This window comes from Aeromonas sp. PrichA-15, from assembly GCF_017939245.1.
Classification (GTDB): Bacteria; Pseudomonadota; Gammaproteobacteria; order Enterobacterales; family Aeromonadaceae; genus Aeromonas; species Aeromonas caviae.
Genome location: NZ_JAGKRH010000320.1, coordinates 18,549 through 40,307 on the forward strand (window position 1 = coordinate 18,549; position 21,759 = coordinate 40,307).

At 61.3% G+C, this 21,759-nt stretch carries 20 protein-coding genes and 1 pseudogene; 3 read left to right on the plus strand and 18 right to left on the minus strand.

Translation table 11 applies throughout. The features are described from left to right. From J9889_RS22525 to J9889_RS22605, 17 genes are all read right to left on the minus strand, one after another. A partial coding sequence (locus J9889_RS22525) for a hypothetical protein (RefSeq protein ID WP_210558285.1) occupies positions 1-1,520 on the minus strand: 1,520 nt, incomplete at its 3' end. After that, positions 1,517-1,990, minus strand: a complete 474-nt coding sequence (locus J9889_RS22530; protein WP_210558287.1) for an MSHA biogenesis protein MshP — start codon at positions 1,988-1,990, stop codon at positions 1,517-1,519. The genes J9889_RS22530 and J9889_RS22525, both read right to left, overlap by 4 nt. Next, complete coding sequence (locus J9889_RS22535) at positions 1,980-2,909, minus strand: type II secretion system protein (RefSeq protein WP_210558289.1); 930 nt, start codon at positions 2,907-2,909, stop codon at positions 1,980-1,982. The genes J9889_RS22530 and J9889_RS22535 overlap by 11 nt, the downstream gene beginning before the upstream one ends. Continuing rightward, entirely contained in the window at positions 2,909-3,469 is a 561-nt protein-coding gene (locus J9889_RS22540) for a prepilin-type N-terminal cleavage/methylation domain-containing protein (protein WP_180907135.1), read from the minus strand. The genes J9889_RS22535 and J9889_RS22540 overlap by 1 nt, the downstream gene beginning before the upstream one ends. Next, complete coding sequence (locus tag J9889_RS22545) at positions 3,456-3,944, minus strand: prepilin-type N-terminal cleavage/methylation domain-containing protein (protein WP_210558291.1); 489 nt, start codon at positions 3,942-3,944, stop codon at positions 3,456-3,458. Before J9889_RS22545 ends, J9889_RS22540 begins: the two co-directional genes overlap by 14 nt. A 60-nt stretch (positions 3,945-4,004) precedes the next feature. Continuing rightward, positions 4,005-4,484, minus strand: a complete 480-nt coding sequence (locus J9889_RS22550) for a prepilin-type N-terminal cleavage/methylation domain-containing protein (RefSeq protein ID WP_210558293.1) — start codon at positions 4,482-4,484, stop codon at positions 4,005-4,007. Positions 4,485-4,503: 19 nt separating this feature from the next. Beyond that, positions 4,504-5,163, minus strand: coding sequence for a prepilin-type N-terminal cleavage/methylation domain-containing protein (locus J9889_RS22555; RefSeq protein ID WP_041212210.1), 660 nt, complete (start codon positions 5,161-5,163; stop codon positions 4,504-4,506). 76 nt (positions 5,164-5,239) lie between these two features. Next, positions 5,240-5,698 carry a hypothetical protein gene (locus tag J9889_RS22560; RefSeq protein ID WP_103244112.1) on the minus strand — a complete coding sequence of 153 codons (459 nt, stop codon included), beginning with the start codon at positions 5,696-5,698 and terminating at the stop codon, positions 5,240-5,242. A gap of 65 nt (positions 5,699-5,763) precedes the next feature. Continuing rightward, positions 5,764-6,984 (minus strand): type II secretion system F family protein, encoded by a 1,221-nt coding sequence (locus J9889_RS22565; protein WP_043154386.1) that lies wholly within the window; start codon positions 6,982-6,984, stop codon positions 5,764-5,766. A 47-nt stretch (positions 6,985-7,031) separates the two neighbouring features. Continuing rightward, entirely contained in the window at positions 7,032-8,744 is a 1,713-nt protein-coding gene (mshE, locus tag J9889_RS22570; protein WP_210558295.1) for an MSHA fimbrial ATPase MshE, read from the minus strand. 74 nt (positions 8,745-8,818) lie between these two features. Continuing rightward, a complete protein-coding gene (locus tag J9889_RS22575; protein WP_210558297.1) occupies positions 8,819-9,955 on the minus strand; it encodes a tetratricopeptide repeat protein in 1,137 nt (378 codons plus the stop codon). Beyond that, positions 9,952-10,842, minus strand: a complete 891-nt coding sequence (locus tag J9889_RS22580) for an AAA family ATPase (RefSeq protein WP_010672622.1) — start codon at positions 10,840-10,842, stop codon at positions 9,952-9,954. Before J9889_RS22580 ends, J9889_RS22575 begins: the two co-directional genes overlap by 4 nt. A 151-nt stretch (positions 10,843-10,993) precedes the next feature. Then, positions 10,994-12,670, minus strand: a complete 1,677-nt coding sequence (gene mshL / locus J9889_RS22585; protein ID WP_210558301.1) for a pilus (MSHA type) biogenesis protein MshL — start codon at positions 12,668-12,670, stop codon at positions 10,994-10,996. 70 nt (positions 12,671-12,740) lie between these two features. Beyond that, entirely contained in the window at positions 12,741-13,070 is a 330-nt protein-coding gene (locus tag J9889_RS22590; protein ID WP_210558327.1) for an MSHA biogenesis protein MshK, read from the minus strand. A gap of 28 nt (positions 13,071-13,098) precedes the next feature. After that, on the minus strand, positions 13,099-13,746 hold the full coding sequence (locus J9889_RS22595; protein WP_039040419.1) for an MSHA biogenesis protein MshJ: 648 nt from the start codon (positions 13,744-13,746) through the stop codon (positions 13,099-13,101). Continuing rightward, positions 13,746-14,339: a PilN domain-containing protein gene (locus J9889_RS22600; RefSeq protein ID WP_010672617.1), complete on the minus strand. Its 594-nt coding sequence runs from the start codon at positions 14,337-14,339 to the stop codon at positions 13,746-13,748. Before J9889_RS22600 ends, J9889_RS22595 begins: the two co-directional genes overlap by 1 nt. Then, positions 14,339-15,202 (minus strand): hypothetical protein, encoded by an 864-nt coding sequence (locus tag J9889_RS22605; RefSeq protein WP_041214302.1) that lies wholly within the window; start codon positions 15,200-15,202, stop codon positions 14,339-14,341. The genes J9889_RS22600 and J9889_RS22605 overlap by 1 nt, the downstream gene beginning before the upstream one ends. Before the next feature lie 69 nt (positions 15,203-15,271). Here J9889_RS22605 and J9889_RS22610 point away from each other — a divergent pair, with 69 nt between their 5' ends. Beyond that, entirely contained in the window at positions 15,272-16,237 is a 966-nt protein-coding gene (locus J9889_RS22610; protein ID WP_210558303.1) for a pyridoxal-phosphate dependent enzyme, read from the plus strand. On the opposite strand, the gene J9889_RS22615 is transcribed toward J9889_RS22610, so the two are convergent. Continuing rightward, positions 16,234-18,153 (minus strand): EAL domain-containing protein, encoded by a 1,920-nt coding sequence (locus J9889_RS22615; protein ID WP_069652323.1) that lies wholly within the window; start codon positions 18,151-18,153, stop codon positions 16,234-16,236. The two genes, J9889_RS22610 and J9889_RS22615, sit on opposite strands and share 4 nt — an antisense overlap. Before the next feature lie 513 nt (positions 18,154-18,666). Between J9889_RS22615 and J9889_RS22620 the strand changes: the two are divergent. Together J9889_RS22620 and J9889_RS22625 are read left to right on the plus strand one after the other, a co-directional pair. Continuing rightward, positions 18,667-20,202: pseudogene (locus J9889_RS22620) on the plus strand (EAL domain-containing protein). 151 nt (positions 20,203-20,353) lie between these two features. Further along, on the plus strand, positions 20,354-21,451 hold the full coding sequence (locus J9889_RS22625; protein WP_010672612.1) for a calcium:proton antiporter: 1,098 nt from the start codon (positions 20,354-20,356) through the stop codon (positions 21,449-21,451). The last annotated feature ends 308 nt before the right edge of the window (positions 21,452-21,759 follow it).

The following is a 21,759-nucleotide window of genomic DNA, read 5'->3' on the forward strand; positions in this document are numbered from 1 at the left end:
CCGGATAGGGTTGAACCATTGGCTAAATATGCACTATCATAAACAACCATCAGTAACTTACTGATGTCACCGGAAATATTTGAGCCAGGACTGTTAATGTAGCTAGCCGATCCCATATCGAGATTTTTAACAAATATACGAACCGGGCCATCAACAATGATCGATGTATCATTATTCATCTTCAATGTTTCGATCCAGTAATCGCCAGCGGCCAACTTCACCGTATAATCTCTACCACCACGCCCACTTCCCAAGTCAAGAACTTTAATGCTAATACCCGAGTTCTCGATATTTATTTGTGACTGATGAGCTGTGCTAATTGTCCCAAACTGATTGCCCTCTACGGCAGTGAGAAAACGCGTTTCGGCAAAACCAACGGAAATGTTACTACCTGCACTTAATGGGAACCGGGAAGAGGGAGCGCCAGACCAGCCATTTACCATACCTGCAGCAACACAAGCGCTATTATCACAGTTTAGACCAGATGTACCTTTTATCTGACCATTAGGACCGTATCCAAGGCGACCCCCTTGAGAACCAAATAACTGCCCTGCCGTATAATTCGTATTCCCTGAGAAGTCAATTCTGTCGCTACTTTCTCGACCTTGGGCTGGATAAGGAAAAACCTGTGTACATAAATCATCAAGTACAGGAATATCATTTTTAGGCGTGTAACGCAGGATCATATCATCCCAGCTTATATCATCCCTATCTCTGGCATTTACTGTTTCGATCCATAATTCGTAATTACCAGCAGCAAGCTCATAGTTTATATTCCAATTGACATCCCCATTGCTATTGAAGTAATAAACCAATGGTGTATATGCACTACCAACTGGACGGATGAACATGCGTGAACCGTTATTCACCCCCCAATCACGCAAGTTATATAACGTGAGTGCATTCAATTGTGACCGCTTATTAAGCGTGAATTGATACAATATATAAGTACCGTTTGGCACGGGGGGATACCAGCGAGTAGCATCAGTATTCTCACCTATATGGGAACGTTCAATAAAATGGAACGCTGTCGTAGCACCATTGGTTACCAACCTTATATCTTTGAATGAAAAGTCATCCCAGTCTCTACAATAAGGGTCATACGCCCCCCAATAGTACCCATTTGAAAAACAACCACCCCAAACAGCCATCTTGTACTCACCGGGGTTTAGCAACCATCCGCCATAACGAGATACCCTATCCCGTGAATAGTCATTAGCCCTCTCATTCAGCACTACATTTCCTAGGCTGTCCCAAATAACAAAATTAGCTCCTGCATCCAAACCAGTAGCGCTCTCCAGCCGGAGCTCGGATAAGGTCACAGGGTGACTAATATAAAAATGGATAGGGTTGACAGGTATGTAAGCCGAAAATCGAGTCGAAACCAAGGTAGTTGGACGAAGGGCATTACTTGTATTATCACCAATCAAAAACTGTCCAGGTAAAACAATATCTGCTCGAGCCAACTGAGAGACCAAAAGCAGCAGCCATAGCAAAAAACACTTCATTTTTTGGCTCATATCTGGCCTCCATCATAAGCTTCGACCATCAGGGTTCGGCTCACGGCAAAATCAGGGTTGGCACTGTTAAGGTCGGAGCTGCCACAGGTTCCGACACTCTCGAGACGATAGCCATTGGTCACAGACCCGTTATAAGTCACCGGCACCGTGGCGCAACGAACCACAGCCAGACAGTTGCTCAGCCCTGGATTGCTGGCAAAGCTCAGTGGGCTGCTTGCCAGGCAGACCGCTGGGGGAGTCGGTTGGGCAAGCGTGCGCTTGGGGAACAATCGATAGAGTGCTACTTCCAACCCGCTCTGGGCGGCCAGCAGGGCACGCACGCTGCGCACCTCCACAGTATTTTTCTCGCCGCTATCGACCAGAAAACGGCCCATGGCAGCCGCCAGCAGTGCCATCACCACAATCACAAACAGGGCGATCATCAAGGCGCTGCCTCGCATCCGTCCGAAAGCCTGTGGATCAGGGTACATTGAACACCTCTATCTTGTGGTTGAAGGTGACCGACTCCCCCTTGCGTTCGAACACAAAGCGCATACCAAACTCCCCTTCGGCGTTAAACGCCGAGGTTTCCCGATAGAAGGTGCCAATACGAAGGGAATCCGCCATCAACACGCCCTGTGCAGGTAAGGATGCACCAATGGGGGCAGTGGCACGGGTCAGCGTGTTTCCTTCCACACAGTAGCGAACCTGCTGGTTGGCAAAGTAGACACGGCTGCCTGGAGAGAGGCCCGTCAGACTCTCGGTGCTGGTATAGCGGATGGTTTGCGCTCCGGATACGGGCGTCAGCACATCCGTGACCTTGGCTACGCAGCGGCCATAATCGCAGCCTGCCGTGAGCGAACCGACTTTTTTGTCCGGCACGGGAAAGACGATCAGCTGATCATCTTTTTTGACGGCGGCGGCATCCACATCCAGCGGATTGGCAGCAGAAGCCGGGGTCGCCATCACCAGCTCAAGGGTGGACGTGCTCCCAGACATGACGCGGTTAAGCGCCAGATAGCGGCTCGAGGTGCTGATGGGCCAGAACCGCAAACAGGCACCGGTGTCGTCCCATGTCCCGCCAGTCGTCTCGATCCGCTCCGAGCCCGGCACCGCATCACGCAGTTCGCGGTTAAGTCGCTCCATGGCGAAACGGGCATCACTCATCAACTGTTCACGGCTACTGGCATCGCCATAAATCTGGGTGCCGATTCCGATAAACTGGCTGGTAAAGGTCGCCATAATCCCGAGCAGCAGGATGACCATCACCAGCTCGACCAGAGTAAAGCCACGGTTACCCCGAGGTTTGCGGTCGGTTCGATTGGCCGCCAGGCTTAATCTGGCGCCGGAGTTGGCTAGGGGCGCGGATATTCTGGTAGAGAGGCAACCCCCAACAGCAGAGCGATCCATCAGTAGTTCCCCCGATAGAAGGAGAAGTCGAGCACGCTCTGATCCGGTAGCTTGATCTGCAGATCAATACGCTTGCCCACAGAGCAGGGTGCGGCACAACTCTTGAAGGTGCCGTCGCTGAAATCGGCTCCGCTCACCGCAATTTTCACCTGATAGTTGCGATACTCCTCGCTGCTGACTCCCGTCGCAGTCTGAGTCAGGGTGTTGGCATCCACCCAGTTACCTGCGGTATCGAAATCATCCACATCGTTATAGGCATAGGATGCGGGCTCGCCATCAGGGCCATAACTGGTGGAGCAGGAAGAGATGGTCACCCCAGCCACCTGCTCGCCACAACGATAACGACCACCGTTATGATCCGAATGTTCATCAAACGACTTTTGCAAGATCTCGCCGGAGAGGCGCTGGGCCAGCTGGGCAGCGCGTACCTGCTGCACCGGGTCTACCGCCTGCGGCGCCTGATTGATAAGCAACCCCAATATGCCGGTCAAGGCCACCGCCAGCAGCACTATGCCAACGATCAGCTCAATCAGGGTGAAACCGCGTTTAAGGGATCTCATGGATAAACCCCTCGGATTCAATGTTGATACGGCTACTCTCGCGACCATCGGTGATTTGCAGCTCGCAGCCACCGACGCAGCTACCGAGCGGGCGGCCCATTTGATCAAAGCGGATAACAAAAGGAGGCGTGCCCTTGTTCGAGGAGAGGGAGATCCCGACAGACAGGGTCACCGGACGACCACGGGTGAGCTGATTAGCGTTCCAGCTCGATATAGCCGCAGGATCGCCACAAGGGGAGAGCGTGCTGTGGCCAAACTGGCCCGCGTCAACCCGCAGTGAGGTACAATGATTGGCCGGTTCGTGCATATTGACGGTCTGTACCAGCCGCAGGCGGGTCAGCAGCTCGTCACGCACGGTTTGAGTTTCAAAGCCGCCTTTGCCCAGCCATTTGGGCACGGCAAAGGCGGCCAGAATCCCGAGTAACAGGATCACGATCACCAGTTCAATCAGGGTAAAGCCCTTGGTTGCAGGCATGGGACTTCTCATCAGGGAAAAGAGAAAGCGAGGCCGAAGCCTCGCTCATCATTCAAAGTCTTAGGGCTGCACACACGTACCATTATCAGCACTCAACTTGCCAACGATGGTAGTTGCAGTTGCGGTACTTGTAGCCTGAGTATAAAGAACACACTTTGCATCTTTTTTCAGGTCGCTATCAGCTTTGAACTGATACGAGCTACCTGTTGTAGCCTCACTCCCCTTCCAGGAGCCATCGATCGTTACTGCATTTCTGATCCCAGCATCACTCGCCTTTGGATAACCATAGGCAGTATCAATCGATGTACCATCAGAACCAGTCACCGCAGCACTACTAACGCGCTCTTCGCCTTCCAATGCTGATTTGCTATAAACCAGCTGTGCAGAACTGCTAACAGCCGCCTGCACACCTTGAGCGGCAGACTTCTTGGCATTCTCCTGCAGATTCAGGAACTTGGGTGCGGCGGTGACCGCCAGAATGCCCAGAATGATGATCACGATGACCAGTTCGATCAGGGTAAAGCCCGATTGCTTTTTCATTACGTCTTTCCTCGGTTTATCAATTGATATGGGTGGTCACCTGGCCGGAGGCCGGGCGATAACTGAAACTCATGAACGCATCCGTGCTCCCTTGCGGGTCCTGATAACGTCCATCACTTCCCTTGCTCAGGCTGTTGACCAGATAGTAACGGCAGACCGAATCCAGTCCATTGTTGCTCACCGTGGCATAGAACTTCAGGTCATTGCCGCTACCGCGCACCTCGTCAAAGCGGGCAGTAGCCTTGGGAGGATTCTGCAACAACCCCTCCCAAATATTGAGGCAGCGGGCCGCCGTCAGGCTGGCCGGATCCACATCGGGCGTGCCACTTGCTGCCGTGTCCATGGGATACCCGGGAGAGAGCTCGCCATTGCTGACCTGGCTGTCGGTCGGCGTGGTCAGATAGAAACGCGAGCCGTCATAGAGCACGGTGTTGAGCCCATCCTGCCTGGCACGCCCTTCGGCCTCCCACTGGGCCCGCACCAGGGACACTCCGGTGGCGAAACCGCCGGACACCCCTTCCACGCTCGCCTTCTTCGCCTCGTCGGTCACATCGAGAAAACGGGGCAAGGCGGTGACGGCCAGGATCCCAAGGATCACGATGACGATCACCAGCTCAATCAGGGAAAAACCGGCCATCCGGCCAAGCGCCCTAACGGGTCTCACTCTCTTTGCTGCCATGCTGCCTCCGTAATGGTCCGCATTATTTCATGCGGATAGAAAAAAATCATGTCAATGAAATACTTGAAGCACCCAATCAGGGGCGGGCCACCACCCGGCCATCGGTGAAGCTGTAGTGCAGCCAGTGTCCTTCCTGGCCGAATTCACACCCGTCGCCTCCTTCGCTGACAAGGGCCTGCCAGGATGAAAGCCCCTCATCGTGCCCCAGCAGGGCGAGCCAGAGCTGACGGCAATCGGCCGATGGCGACTGGCGCGGCAGCACCGCCAGAGGCCAGCCCCGCTCATCGAACTGCCAGGCTGTGCCCTCGGCATGGAGCACCGACGGACGCCGCTCGTCGAGCCAGCGTCCGTGCAGGCGCTGGGCCCGCTGTGCGAACTGCTCACCGAGCAGGCTGGCGCTGATGGCCAGCGCCTCTTCCCTGTGATTGCGATAGCTCATGACCAGGGCCGTGACGATGACCGCCAGCAGGATAAAGACGACGACCCGCCGATACCCCCCCAGCCAGTGCTCATCCCGCTCGGACTCTCTGCTCATGCTCTTTCATACCCTGTTCTCTGTGCCCGGCACGGGCGGCATCCGGATGACCGTGAAGATACTGCCTACTGGCCGCGCACCGCTCTCATCATGTCCCACATGGGAGTGAAGATACCCAGCGCCAGCACCAGCACCATGACCGCCACTATGCCGATGAGGATGGGTTCGATGCGGGCGGTGAGGCTCTTGAGGTCATAATCCACCTCACGCTCGTAATACTCGGCCGCTTCGTGCAGCAGCTCGTCCACCTGGCCGGTCTCTTCCCCCACCGCGATCATCTGCATCACCAGAGGGGTGAAGAGGCCGCTGGCCCCGGCGGTGCGCAGCAGGCTCTCCCCCCGTTCGATACCGCCCCGCATGTCGCGGATCTGCCCCGCCATCCAGGCGTTGTCCACCGCATCGGCCACCAGGGTCAGCGCTGTGTTGAGCGGCACGCCGGCCTTGAGCATCATGGAGAAGCTGCGGGCAAAACGGGCAAGCAGGGAGCGCTCTATGATGGAGCCGACGATGGGCAGCCGCAGCTGCCATCTGTGCCAGGTCAGCCTGCCTTTGGTGGTGGCGACCCAGCGTCGCCAGCCGACGACGGCGCCCACCAGGATGGCGAGCAGCAGCCACCAGTAGTGAACGAAGAAGTGGGAGGTGGCCAGCAGGATACGGGTCGCCAGCGGCAGCTCCACCCCGAACTTGGCAAACATCCCGGCAAAGACGGGGATCACCATGATGTTGAGGATCACCATGGCGACGGCGATGGCAATCAGCACGAAGGTGGGGTAGCGCATGGCGGTCTTGATCCGCTTGCGGGTCTCCAGCTCCAGATCGAAATAGTTGGCGAGCTGCAGGAAAGCCTCCTCTAGCTGACCCGTGTTCTCCCCCACGTGGATGATGGCCACGAAGAGGCTGCTGAATACCTTCGGGTGCGACTGCATCGCGCTCGACAGCGGCCGGCCGTTGGCCAGATCCTCCCCTAGGGCGTGAAGCGCCCGCTTGAGGGGCTTGCTGTGGGCGCTCTCCTCCAGCCCCGCGATGGCGCGCAGGATAGGGATGCCTGCACGGGTCAGGGCATACATCTGGCGGCTGAAGACCACCAGCTCCTCCAGCTTGACGCTCCCTTCCAGCAGCAGCGACCAGTCGATGCTGGCAGACCTGGCCTTGCCGGCCTTCAGCTCGGTGGGCATCACCCCGCGGCGCATCAGCTGCTCGGCGGCGGCCAGCTCGCTGACCGCTTCCACCACTCCGCTGACGGCCTGGCCCTGGCTGTCACGCCCCTTGTAGGCAAAACGGTTCATGGGCGACCCCGGCAGAGTGATTCCGTACGATCCAGATGCCTCATGCGTTACCCCAGGTCCTCGGCCAGCCGAAGCACCTCGTCCACCGAGGTGATCCCCTCGCGGGCATAGTCGAGCGCCGTCAGGGCCAGGGGGCGGTAGTGCTCGTGCGCCCGTGCCGCCCGGGCAAACCCCTCGGCATCATTGCGGCGCAGGGCATCCATCATGGGTTGATCCAGCTCCAGCAACTCGTAGACTCCGATCCGGCCCGCGTAGCCGGTGAAGTTGCAGCTCTGGCAACCCCGCCCCTTGCGATAGCGATGCTGCCCCTGCGCTTCACCGGAGAGCACCGAGAGCCAGGTGGCCTGCCCCTCGTCCGGCGCCGTCTCGCAGGCGCAGTGTTCACACACCCGCCGCACCAGGCGCTGGGCCACCACGGCCCGCAGGGCGCTCGCCACCAGATAGCCGGGCGCCCCCATGTCGATGAGACGCAGGGCGCTGGTCACGGCGTCGTTGGTGTGCAAGGTGGTCAGCACCAGGTGGCCCGTGATGGCGCCGCGCAGGCCGATCTCCACCGTCTCGTTGTCCCGCATCTCCCCCACCAGCAGGATGTCCGGATCCTGGCGCAGGGTGGAGCGCAGCACCTGGGAGAACGTGAGCCCTATCTTGGGATTGACCTGCACCTGGCTGATGCGGGGCAGACGGTACTCCACCGGGTCTTCCACCGTGATGATCTTGTGGCTGGCCTGGTTGAGCTCGGAGAGGGCGCCGTAGAGCGTCGTGGTCTTGCCGCTACCGGTCGGGCCCGTCACCAGGATCATGCCGTGAGGGCGTTTGAGCTGACGGCGGAAGCGGGTCAGGATGGCGGGCGGCATCCCGGTCTCGGCGAGCGACAAGATGCCGGAGGATTGATCCAGCAGCCGCATCACCACGGATTCCCCGTACTGCACCGGCATGGTGGACATCCGCACATCCACGTCGCGGCCGCGCACCTTCATGTTGAAGCGGCCATCCTGGGGCAGACGCTTCTCAGAGATGTCGAGCCCGGCCACCAGCTTGAGGCGCAGCACCAGCGCCTGGGCAATGCGCACCTCGTTGAGGATGTTCTCATGCAGCACGCCGTCGATACGCTGGCGAATGCGCAGCACCTTCTCGTCCGGTTCGATATGGATGTCGGAGGCACCCACCTGTACCGCGTCCTCGAACAGGGAGCGCAGCAGCTTGGCCACCGTCGCCTCCCCCTCGTCAGCTGCGGCATTGAGGCTGCCGGCCCCCAGCTCGAAGCCGGTCTCCTGGTGCTCTTCGTGCAGTTGCACCGCGAAGTTCTCTATCTCCCGGGTGCGGCGATAGAGGCGGTCGAAATACTCCAGCAGCTGGCCTTCCCGGGCCACGGCCAGCACCAGCTCCCGCGGGCTGAGCAGGGCAGCGATGGCGTCGAGGGCGCTCAGATCCGCCGGATCCGACATCACCACGGTGACCTTGTCGTCGCTCAGGTTGACGGCCAGCGCCCGGTAGCGGCGCGCCTGCACCTCGGGCAACAGCGCCACGGCCGAGACGTCGATGGTGAGGTTGTTGAGATCGAAGAAGGGCACATCCAGCTGACGGGCGAGGAAGGTCAGCAGTTGCACCTCGCTGATGAAGCCGAGATCGATGAGGGTGGTCCCCAGCTTGCGGCCGGTCTGGCGCTGCTGCTGCAGGGCGAGCTGCAGCTGATCATCCGAGATGATCTGTTCCTGTACCAGCAGGTCGCCTAGGCGCATTTTCAGTCTGGGTTGTGCCATTGTTGCTCCGATCTCTGTTGCTTCACGCCCGCTGCCTGGTCCGATGGCATGGGCTCATCGAACTGCCGCTTTAATCAATGGGTCAGTTGGCCAATTCGTTGTTCGAGCCATTGGGTGGAGGCCTCCCCCAGATTGCCGTGCAACTGGGCATTGCGATAGGCATCCAGTGCCCGCTGACGGTGTCCCTGACCATCCTCCGCCACCCCCAGTCCCAGCCACCAGCGCCCCTGATCCGGCTGCTGGCGCAGCAGCCTGACGTACATCTCGGACGCCTGGACAGGCTGTCCCAGCTCCTGGGCAAGACCGGCCCAGGTGGCGTAATAATCCAGATTGCTGGCAATATCGGGCTGATAGCCGGTGAGCCAGTCCAGCGCCTTCTGCCGATCCCCACCGCTGATGGCCACTCGGGCCAGCAGCAGACGCAGGTCCGCCTGCGCGGGAGCCAGCCTCAGCCCCTCTTCCAGCACCTGGGCGGCCTCGGTCAGCCGTCCGGCGCCATAGAGCAGGCCCGCCAGCTGTTCCCGCGCCCCCTGGTTGTGGGGATCGTGGGCCAGCACTTCGTAGTAGCCATCCTGCGCCTCCTGCATCCGTCCCTTGGCCATGGCCGTGGTCGCCTTGCGCTCGGCCAGGGTGGCCAGCTCGGCGTCGGAGAGTTCCACCGTCTCGATCTTCAGGATCCCGGGTTTGCGCGGCGCGGCGGGTGCAGGCGCCTCTTCGGCGCCCTGCTCAGCAGCCAGCTCGGCATAGAGGTCCGGCTGCAGCTCCTCGTCGCTCGGGATCGTCTCGTCCCCCAGCGCTTCCTGCGGATTACCCTCATCGGCGAGCACGGCCTCATCGGCCGGAACCTGCTCGGCTACGGAGGGGGCCACTCTCGCGGCGGTCGACTCGGCACTGGCGGCGGGCACCTTTGCCACTGGCGCGGCAGAGGAGACCGCCTGCGTGGTGGCCACCACGGCCAGGGGCGAGGATGGCGCCGCCGCAGGGGCAGTGTGGAGGGCCTCGACCTGCGCCACTGGCAGGGAGGCTCGCTGGCTCTGCTGCCAGAAGATCCAGGTGCGCCAGCCGAGGATCCCCAGGGCCAGGGTACACAGCAGGGTCAGCACCAGCATCCACCAGCCTTGCTGGCGCACCGGCGCCACATAGACGGCGGCGCCCTCGGCCTCTTGCTGACGCCTATCCAGATCTTTCAGCATCTGATTGATCACGCTCATGACCAGACTCCATACGCCAAGGCGGTGCCCAGTAACAACAACAGGGGCCACCAGAGGGTGAGACGGCCACGGCGGGCATCATCGGTATCCCGGATGGCGAGCCGGACCAGGGCGCTGTCGATCCGCCGCACACCGCGGCCATAGGCCAGCATCAGGCACTTCTGCGCCAGTATGTTGATGAGGCGGGGAATGCCGCGGGATGCGCGCCACAGCCTGCGCAGGGCGCGGCCATCGAACAGGGCGGCTCCGCGATAACCGGACACCTGCAGCCGGTACTCCAGATAGGCCCGGGTCTCGTCGAGCCGCAGCGGCCGCAGGCGGTAGGAAAAACCGATGCGCTGGCGCAACTGGCGAAGACGGGGCTGCCCGAGCCTGGCATCCAGCTCGGGCTGGCCGAACAGCACGATTTGCAGCAGCTTGCTGGATTCGGTTTCCAGGTTGCCAAACAGCCGGATCGCCTCCAGGGTCTCGTCCGGCAGGGCTTGCGCCTCGTCGATCAGCACCACCACCCGGCTCCCCTGCCGATGCAGGGAGATCAGATGGCGGTGAATGCGATCCGTGAGATCCAGCTCGCTCTCCCCCGCCAGCGTCAACCCCAGCTCCAGGGCCAGGGCCGTGCGCAGCTCCCCCGGAGTGAGATGGGGGTTGGGCAGCCAGGCCAGGCGCACCGGGCAGGCCTCGGAGCCGAGCTCGCTCAGCAGCTTGCGACAGAGCAGGGTCTTGCCGGTGCCGACCTCGCCGGTCACCTTGATGAACCCCTCCCCCTGGGAAAGCGCCCAGTTGAGCACCTGCATGGCCTCCTCGTGGGGGGGCAGGCCGTAATAGAAACCGGTGTTCGGGGTCAGGCCGAAGGGGGCCTCCCGCAGTCCGAAGTGACTCAGATACATGCACCCTCCCGGCCAGAGTCCCGGGCGCGCAGCCGCAGACAGCCCCGGATCAGCGACATGGCGCCTCCGCCGTCGGGCAGGGCACAGTGGCGACAGCCGGGAGGCGCCGCCACATGGGAGAAGGAGTGCTCAACAGGCGCGTCATCCCGGATCAGCCCTTGGGGGGATACCATTTGTCGAGCAGCTCGGAGGAGCGTTGCAGCTCTTTCTGCCAGGTGTCCTTTTCCACCACGGTGGGCTTGAGCAGGATCACCAGCTCCACCTTGCGGTTGCTCTCCCGGCGATTGGTGAAGGCCTCGCCGACCCAGGGGATGTCACCCAGCAGGGGTACCTTGCTGACAATCTCCTGCCTGTCGGTCTTCATCAGACCACCGATGACGATGATGTCCCCATTGTTGGCCTGCACCACGGTATCGGACTCGCGGATGGAGCTCTTGGCCAGCGGCAACACCAGGGGATCGGCGGTGCCGACGCTGATGGTCTTGCTCTGCTCCTCGGTGTCGATGACGGAGGGGTGGATATGCAGCAATACCTTGCCCTGCTCGTCGATCTGGGGCGTCACGTCCAGGGCTATCCCCGAGAAGAAGGGGGTCAGCTCCACGTTCGGGGTGACGATGGGGGCCGAAGTCCCCGAGGTGGTGGTGGTGGTCGAGGCGTTGGTGACGAAGTATTCGTCCGTCCCCACCTTGATCACCGCTTTCTGGTTGTTGGTGGCCGTCACGCGCGGGCTGGAGAGGGTGTTCACGTCCCCCTGGGTCTTGAGCAGGCTGACCGCGACGTTGAAGTTGCCATCGGAGATGGTGAAGCCGGCGCCGCCCCCCAGAGCCCGGAAGATCTGGTTGGGGGTCGAAGCGATGGGGCTGTCCAGCAGGGAGCCGCCCCCCGTGATGCCCTTGCCGCCGTCCCAGCTTGCGGAGAGGCCGCTCCAGTCCACCCCCTGCTCGTAACCCTCGTTGAGGGACACTTCCAGGATCCGCGCTTCCAGCACCACCTGGCGCTTGAGGTGTTCGCCGGACTGGTCCAGGAACTCGCGCACCGCCTTGAGCTCCTTGGGATAGGCACGCACCGTGACCAGGCCCGCCTGGGGACTGGTGATGACGGCCCGCCCTTCCCCTGTGCCGATCAGGGTCTGCAGGGCATCCCGCAGATCGGTCCAGTAGTCGTTGTTGCTGTCCGTCTCGATGCGGGTGCCGTTGCTGTTGGTGTTGTTGTCACCGCTGGCGGTGTTGCCCTGGCTGTTGTTGTTGCCGCTGTTGTTCAGGCCGTTGTCGAAGTTGTTGTTATTGCCATTGTTGTTGTCGTTGGCCGTCACCCCGCCTGTGCTCACCGAGGTACGGGAGAGACCGCGCCGGGCCATCATCAGGTAGTTGACCGGAATGGTCTCGGTACGCAGACCGGCGGGATAGACGTGGAACACGTTGCCCTTGCGCTGTACGTCGAAGCCGTACATGTCGCCGACGGTCGCCAGCGCCTCCTGCAGGGTCACATCCTTGAGCTCTACCGAAATGACGCCCGCCACACCGGGATGGACCGCCACGCTGTAGCGGGAGCCCTTGAAAAGGGAGCCGAAGAACTCCACCGCGTCCACGTCATGGGCCGCGATGCGCATCCGCTTCTCGGGAATCGTCATCGGCTGCTGGGGACGATTGAGCTGCAACAGCTCGCTCTGCACCGAGGGCGGCAGGGAAGTCAGGGGGGCGGTCGGGCTCTGCTCGCTCATCGCCTGCTTGAGTGCATCTTTGGCCTGTACCGGCTCGGGGTGACGATAGGTAGTGCAACCCGCCACCGACAGCGCGAGGGGAAGCAGACAAAAAGGGTGTTTTTTCATGTTATTCGTGCACCTGACTCGCTATGAAACTCGACAAACCTGGCCCGCACCATCCCGTGCGACACCCACTTCACATCCGGATCTTGCTGCCAAACAGGGTCAGTGTCTGGCGTTTGCCCGCTTTTTCCAGCACCACACTGTCGGCGCTGATCCCCACCAGCCGGAATCCGTTGACCTGCTGGCCGACCCGGTAGCTTTGACCGTCGAGCACCGCCAGGGCGGGCCCGCTCCCCAGGATGACGCTCTGCAACCTGGGCAGACCGGCCTCCTTGGCGACACTCGCCGCCGAGCCGGATCCCACCAGGGGCAAGGTGGGATCCTGCAGCACCTCGGCCTGGGCCTGCAGCGCGAGCAGGCTCCCCCACAGGGCCAGCCAGCGCCAGGATGGGAAGGCAAAAATGCGGGATCCCGTCCCGCCGACATGCCGCTTAACCACGGATGAACTCCTTGCTGGTGCTGAGGGTGTAGATCTCCATCGCTACCGCCGCCTTGGGATGCTCGACCACCCGGTAGTCAAAGCCCTTCCAGTAGAAGTGGCGAGGCAGGGCTTCGAGCGCTTTCAGGTACTGGTAGACATCGAAATAGCCGCCCTCCAGCTGAAGCCGGATGCCGTGCCTGAACAGGTTCACCTTCTGCTCCCCGGCCATCAGCGGCTCGGGCTTGAGGGAGGTGAGCGCCAGCATATGCAGGTTGGCGGAGCGGGACAACAGGGCCTCCAGCACTGCGGGCATTTCGTGGGCGGGGATCAGATCCACCGTCTGAGCCAGCAGCTCGGCATCCATCTGGCGCAGAGTGGTCTCGACACTGGCGAGCTGCTCGCGTACCTGGGCATCGGGATCCCGCCCCAGCCTGGCCTGCTTGCCCTGGTTTTCCAGGGTCAGGATCTCCAGATCCCGCTGCGCCGCAGCCAGGGCCTGCCGATCCTGGCCCAGCCGGGTGTCGGCGTCATCCAGCCAGCCATAGATGCCCATGGCACCGAGCAGCACGACCCCGGTCAACAGAATGAGGATCCGCTCGCGCAGGCTGAGGGCTGCGATCTGCTGCGCCCATCCCTGCCATTGTGCCTTCATGTCCATCAGGGAGTCTCCCGCGCTATGCCACTGAGCTGGAAGGCAAGCTGGCCCTCCTTGTCCCGACTCAGGGTGAGCTCGCCAAACTGCTTGCCCGCCAGGGAGGGGGTCTGCTTGAAGCGGTTCACCCAGGCGGGCACGTCCTGACTGCGTTCGGCCACACCCGCGAGGTTGATGCGCCCGTCGCTTATCTCGATCCGTTGCAGGGAGAGGCGGGGATCCCGCAGGCGGGCAAGGTCCGCCATCACCCCCGCATAGCCCTGGGATTTTTGCAGGGAGAGGTGGCCAAGCTGCTGCATCAGCGCCTGTTTGGCTCCCAGCTCTTCCCGCTTGTCGGCCAGTTGCCGCTGCAAGTCTGCATTCGCCAGATGGCGCGCCAGCTCCGCATCGAGACGCCTGGCCTCGCCGCGCTGCACGTCGAGCTGTGCCCGCACGCCAGCCAATTCACGATCGAGGCCCTGCTGTTGCCAGCCATAGAAGAGGGTGGCCCCCAGCAGCAGCACCAGGACGCCGCCCCAGACCAACGCCATCTGGGGCAGGCTGGCCCACAGGCGTCTTGGCCGGAATTCGGCGCCATAGAGGTTGATATGGTGTTTCATCAGTCGCTCCTGCCCAGGGCCGCGCCATAGGCACTGAGGTATTCGACTCCTGCCAGTACCGCCTTGTTTGCCATGGCCGACACCGGGAAACCGAATGTCTGTTCCAGGTGACGCACCAGTACCCCCATGGCGGAGGAGGCGATGGCCAGTTGCAACTGGCCGGGCTCGGGCAGCTTGAGATGGCCGGCCAGATAATCGATGGATCGCTGGATCTCCAGCGCCAGCGCGTCGAGCTGGTCGGCATCTGGCTCATGGCTGCCGGTGAGGCTCGCAAATCCACGCAACTGGCGGGAGAAACAGAGTCCGCCCCGATGGAAGACCAGCAGTTGCAGCTCCTGCCCCCGGGGTTGCCAGAGCAGCATGCGCACCATCTGGTCCGCCTCGTAGAGGGCCGTCATGGCCAGCTCGTCACTGACGATGGCCTCCAGGGTCGCCGCGCCGTTGACCGCATCCGCCACCTGCTGCACCCGGCTCTTGGGCATGCAGACAACGTTGATGCGCGGACGCCCGGCAGGGGGCGTCGGCAGGTCCACATAATCCATGGCGAGCTGCAACACCGGCTCGTTGACGAAATCCTTGATGGCCCAGGGCAGGGCCCCCGCCATCTCGGCATCGGGAACGGCGGGCTTGTCGATCTGGATTTGCTGATAAAGGCTGGCCGCGAGGGCCACCCGCACCTTAGACTTGGCCAGACCGTGCCGGGAAAACAGCTCGGCCAGGGCCTTGGACCAGTCGTGGGGGCCGTTGACAGGCTGGCTGGCAAACACGGGAACCGGGTCCACGCAGGCCAGCAGAATGCGATCGCTGGCCAGCAGGATCCCGACCTGATGGCTGGAGGGAGAACGCCTGAACAGTGACTTCATCTGGATCTTCATTTGGCCGCGTAAAACGGACTAAACCTTAACATAAACAGGATATTAGCCTCCAACTTTATGACAAACGACGCATCGACGGCCACGCTGGCACCCGCGGGAGACGATCCCATTGCTCCCCTTCAGCTCCCCTCCCCCCTGCACCGGATCCGGCATCCTCTGCTGGCCGCCCATGACGTCACGCTCTGGTGCAAGCGGGACGATCTCATCCACCCGACCCTCTCCGGCAACAAGTGGCGAAAGCTCAAATACCATCTGCAACAGGCACAGATGCTGGGCAAGGGCCACATCCTCTCCTTTGGCGGCGCCTACTCCAATCACATCCACGCCCTGGCCGCAGCAGGACTCAGACTGGGACTGCGCACCACGGGCATCATACGCGGTGAAGGGGATACCGTCAGCAATCCCACCCTGAAAGCGGCCAAAGGCTGGGGCATGGATCTCGTTTTTGTCGACCGCCAGGACTATCGCCGGCGCCAGGATCCCGAATGGCTTGCCCGGTTCGAGGATGACGACACCCTGCTGGTACCGGAAGGAGGCAGCAGCCCGCTGGCCATCCCCGGGGTGGCCGAGCTGGTCGACGAGGTGCCCTTCTCGCCGGATCTCTGGGTGCTGCCCTGCGCCAGCGGCGGCACCCTGGCGGGGCTCATCGCGGGCAAGCGGGCGCAGGAGCAGATCCTGGCCATCGCGGTGCTCAAGGGGGCCGACTTCATCACCGGCGAGGTATGCCGGTTGCATCCGGCGGCGGCCACCATCCCGGGCTGGCGCATCGCGCTGGATCACCACGACGGCGGCTATGCCAGGTTCAGTCCGGCACTCTGGCAATGGGTGCAGGCATTCAGTGCCGAAACCGGCTTGCCGCTGGAACCCATCTACAGTGGCAAGGCGATGTGGGGGCTGTTTCGCGAACTGGCGGCAGGCCGCATTGCGCGCGGCAGCAAGATCATCTTCATCCACACAGGTGGCTTGCAGGGGCTGGCGGGCCTGCAGGAGCAGGGCCGCCTGTCACCCCGGCCGGGACGCTAGTCAGGCAGGTTGAGGGGCTCGGGGTCGGCAAACCAGGGACCTTGACCGGCATGCACGCCCAGATGTCGCAACATCTTCCACTCGTCGCCACTCTCCACCCCCACAGCGATGACCCGGGTCTGGGTATTGGCACAGCCCCCCACCAGACTGCGTACCGCCATCTGGTTGACCTGGCGCAGGTGGATCTCCCGCACCAGGCTGGGGTGCAGCTTGAGGAAGTGGATCTCGAACTCCTTGATGTACTGGGTGCTCACCACGTCCTGGCCCGCATGATCGATGGCCAGCCTGCACCCCAGCATGCGCATCGCCCTAAGTGGCCGCTTGAGGGCCTCGTAGTGGCGGGTCACCTGGGACTCCGACAACTGCAGGATCAACCCCTCGTTGGTACTGCGCGGCAACTGGAACAGCTCGAAGAAGAGCTCGCGCTGGAACTCGCGGGTGAGCAGGTTCTGGGCGCACAGAGAGAGGCTGATGGGGCAGCTCGATGCCGGTCGCTGGCGCAGCAGTCGCAAGGCTCGGGCCACCACCAGCCTGTCCAGCGGCAGCAGCAGACCGGCCTTCTCCGCCATGGGCATGAAGACCCCCGCCTGCAGCTCCCGGCCCTGTTCGTCGTGAAGGCGGATGAGCAGCTCCTGCTGCAACACCACCTGATCCCGCTCCTGCTGCACAGGCTGGACGTAGAAGTCGATGCCCTGCTCCTCGATGCGACGGCTGATCAGGGTGCGCCAGCGCACCGTTCCCTTGCTGCTCGCCTCCTCGTTGAGGGATTTCTCGAACAGGAACCAGCCGCTGTGTCCTTGCAGGCGCGCGCTCTTGAGCGCCAGCTCCGCCTCTTCCTGCACCTTGAGCAGGGAATCCTGTGCCTGATAGCAGACCGCACCGAGATAGACGGCGGTGTCGGCATTGACCGCTTCGGGCCAGTGCAGTCGTTGCAGACTCTTGAGCAACTGGCTGGCGCCGTCGACCATCTCGCTCTCTGACATGTTCGGCAGCAGCACGGCAAAGACCTGACCGGCATAGCGCGCCTGCAGGGCTCCGCTGTGCTTGCGCACGAAGGCGGCGATGGTGGCGCTCGCCTCCATCAGGAGTTCCTGGCTCGGGCGCCCGCTCAGCTCGGGATCCAGCTCCTCCAGACCGGCCAGCTCGATCAGCAGCACGCCGCCGCTGATCACGCTTGCTTCCATGATGGCGCTCTCCAGCCGGTTGTCGAAGAAGAGGCGGTTGCCGATGCCCGTCGTCTTGTCGACGAAGGCGTTGCTGCGGATGAAGTTGTCGAAGCGGCTGCGCTCCTTGCGGGCGTCGGCCAGCTCGGTCAGCAGATGGGTGAGGGCCTGACTGGCCGAAACAGGCCACTCTTCGGCAGGGTCATGGGCCAGCTTGGTCAGCTTGCCATCCAGGATCAGCTGGGCACGCTCTGCCAGCAGTTCGGCACCGCGCAACTGCTGACGGAGCCAGCGGATGGAGTACCAGAGCCCGAACACCACGATGAAGATACCCAGAGATATGCCGAACATCGCCTTCATGGAGTACTCGAACTCCTTGAACGGCCTGTCCAGCTTGAAGTCGGCCCGCATCCCGGCCTGATTGGGGATCGCCTCGCTGTAGGCGATCAGCAGGCTCTCGTCCGTCTGCTGCTGCACATCGCGAAACCAGTAGACCCGCTGCTTGTCCTGACGGATCTCCAGCTCCACCACATGGGAGGCCCGCAACAGGGAGGGCAGCCAGCGGGCAAGGGCTTGCTGGTCATCGGTCACCCCGAGCTGCTTGTCGATGATCTCCACCAGGGAGTCGACCCGGTTCTGCTGCAGCTCCATTCCCATCTGGCGGAAACTGAAGACCCCGCCGAGCATCACCATGGCCATGGCCGAGATCACGCACAGCGTAATAAAAGAGACGAGTTGAGTGGTCAGTTTCATGTGCCTTTCCGTGGCCGACAGCATCCATAGGGCATCATGGTATCAGCCCAGACCAAACGCCGCCTATGGATGAAGATCCCGCTTCTGCAAATAAGCGGGCGGATGCGTCATGCGGCGCCGTTGCGCGGGCCGCAAAAGAGGCATCAAGGGAGAGAACGAGGGGACACAGGCTGAGGAGCGGACAGAAAAATGGTCCCACAACGGGGACCAAAAGAAACACTCATATCAAAACTAACACTCTGTGCTACTGACAAAAATAGATACAGGAGTATTGAACACACGGTGAGTCAAACCGCACCGCTACTTTAGCCACTTCAGATAAGCTGGACAATTGTCATTTATGACAGGTCAGCGATTGAATCTTGTTCAGGTGTGTAGCCATATCCTTTATTTATCAATTAATTATCGTTTTTGTTCCAAGTGTGACCAACTTGGCTCAAATCGATGCAGCTAATGCTATGATGCTTGAGTCTCAATCGGGTTGTTTCATTTCAGGGAAGAAGGGTGCCCACCATGTCTGCACGATCTCCGTTATGGATTCCTATGGGCCTCTTCTGTTTGCCCCCGCTGCTGATGCTGTTGCTCACCCCCCTGTTGAGCGACAAGCTGGCTCACCACCTGTTGCAGACAAAGGAAAGGGCTCTGCTCGACTACCAGTAGGAGCGCAACCAGCTCCTGGATCACGATGTCCACGCTCAACTCGCCCACTTTGCCTTCGATTGCGGCCCCAAAGACATGGCGCTGCTGCGCTCACCCCAGTATTACAACCGCCATATTCGCCTGGCCGGCCTGCAGCTTGCCAACGGGAGCGGCTGCTCCACCCTGGGCCCCGCCCTGCCCCAGCTTGCCGACGCCGGCATACCGGTCTCCCCCGACTTTCATATTTCCAGCACGGCCCCCATGTTCGATACCGAACGCGAAACCCTGGTCTATGCGAGACGCAACGGCAATCTGGCCTATTGGGTGCTCGACAGCAGCTGGAGCCATGAGCTGCTGCGCACCCCCTGCAACGACTGTTTCTACCTGGAGTTCAACCACAAGCACCCGACCCAGTCCGGGCTCTTTTTCCCCCGTGGCAACAAGCACATTCGAGAAGAGGCAAACCCGATGCGGCTGCTCAGTTTCGACCCCCAGCATCAGGTGGAACAGACCCTCTGGGCTGGCGAGGCACTGAAACGCTACGCCCGCTCACAGATACACCGTGATGGCCTCTGGCCGGCCGGGGCGCTGGGGGTGCTGCTGGCGGCCCTCTACTGGGGCCTTAGAAACTACCGGCGATCCCTCAAAGGATTGCTGCAAAGAGGGCTGGCTCGGCGGGAGTTCATCCCCTTCTATCAGCCCATAGTGGACAGCAGAAACCGAAGGGTAGTGGGATTCGAGGCCTTGCTGCGCTGGCAGCGAGGACGGGATCTGGTGTCGCCAGGCACCTTCATCGCCTATGCGGAAGAGCAGGGGCTCATCCTGCCGATGACGGATCAACTGCTGGAGCGCATCCTGGCGGATCTCCCCGTCCTGGCCCCGCATCAGTGGGTCAGCGTCAATCTGGTGGCGGGCCATATCGAGCAACCTCGTCTGCGCACCCAGTTGCAGCGCCATGGCTGGCCCTCGCCGGCCCGCCTCACCTTCGAACTCACCGAGCGGGATCCCATCAAGCACATCCAGGGGGCCATGGCGGAGATCGCAGCTCTGCAGAAGAGGGGCTATCACTTCAAGCTGGATGACTTCGGCACCGGCTATGGCGGCTTTGCCTACCTGCAACGGCTCGGCATTCGCCAGATCAAGATCGACAAGATGTTCGTGGATACCATAGGCACGGACGACCTCAAGCGCAGCGTGCTGGATGCCACCATCGCTTTCGGCCTCAAATCGGGCATGGAGATGATCGCCGAAGGGGTCGAAACCCAGGAGCAGGTGGATTATCTGCATCGCCACGGAGTCCACCTGATCCAGGGCTACGTCTATGCCAAGCCCATGCCCCTGAGCAAACTGAAGATCTGGCTGATGGCATGGCAAGAGGGCGAGACAACCAGCCCCTCCGACCCGCACTGAGGCGGTATCTGCCCCGCCTCTCACTCTTTGCAACAAAATGATGCTCCGCATGAGGAGCATCTCCCCTTATCATGGGTCTGTGCACCCTGGGTGCACCAAGTCGCTCCATACCCCGTCGGCCGAGGCCGCCCCGAGATGAGAACCACTGCCTATGAAGTCTTTTATCCGACAAGAGATTGCTCTGCCTGCCGGTCTGCTGACCCTGCTCTTCTTCAAAACCCTGGGGAGCGACCTGCTGGCAGAGACAACCCCCCTTGCGGTCTACCTGCCGGTGTCGCTGGCCCTGCTTGCCATCGTGACCTGGGCCATCTTCTCCGTCGTGCGTCACTCTGACGCCCTCGCCATCAAGCTCGGGGAACCCTTCGGTACCCTGATCCTGACCCTCTCGGTCATCTCCCTGGAAGTGGTGATGATCTCCTCCGTCATGCTGACCGGCGATCCCAATCCCACCATGGCCCGTGACACCATGTTCGCGGTAGTGATGCTGGTCACCAACGGTCTGGTGGGCTTCACCCTGCTGTTTGGCGGCTGGCGCTATCACACCCAGAACTTCAATCTGGACGGGGTCAAATCCTATCTGGTGGCCATCATTCCCCTGGCACTGCTCTGTCTGGTCCTGCCGAACTTCACCCAGGGCGGCACCCTGGGCAGCCTCTCCAAGGCCATGTCATGGATGCTGATCATCATCTCCATCCTGCTCTATGGTGTCTTCCTGCTGATCCAGACCCGCAGCCACAGCCACTTCTTCGTCGACAGCGATCACGAGGATCTCGAGGATCACCACGGCCCGCTGCAGAGCAACGTCTATCATACCCTCTTGCTGCTCGCCTACCTGGTGGTGGTCATCCTGCTGGCCAAGACCCTGGCCATCCCCATCAACTACGGGGTGCACGTGATGGAAGCCCCGATGGCGCTGGGTGGTTTCATCGTCGCCTGTATCGTGCTGGCTCCCGAAGCGGTCGGCGCCATCAAGGCGGCCTTCAACAACCAGTTGCAGCGGGCCATGAATCTCTACTTCGGCTCCGTGCTGGCCACCATCGCCCTCACGGTACCCTCCGTGCTCTTCATCGGCTCCCTGATGGGGCAGGAAGTGCGCCTGGGCCTCTCCCCTGCCGACATGGTGCTGCTCATCACCACCCTCATGGTCTGTAAAGTGACCTTCAGCAGCGGCCGCACCCACGCCCTGCACGGCGCCACCCATCTTGTGCTGTTTGTCGTTTACCTGTTCCTGATGTTTGAACACGGATAAGGCTGCCAGCACTCACCCCGTGCAGTTCGTGGTTTATCTGTTCCGGATGTTTGAACACGGATAAGGCCGCCACCACCTGCCTGCTGCCACTCTGCGCAGCGCGCTTCCGATGGCCCCGACGCGGAGCGCGGGAGACGGAAATGAAAAGACCGCCCCATGGGCGCAATGCTGTTCACTTAAGAGAATTTGAGTTCCAGTCCACGTAGTATCAGGACAAAAAAGCGAGGGAGGCATGATGCCTCCCTCTTTCTATTGCAAGCCCCGCTGGATAAAGGCTGGAGGAAGATCGACTGGACACAGCCTTGCCC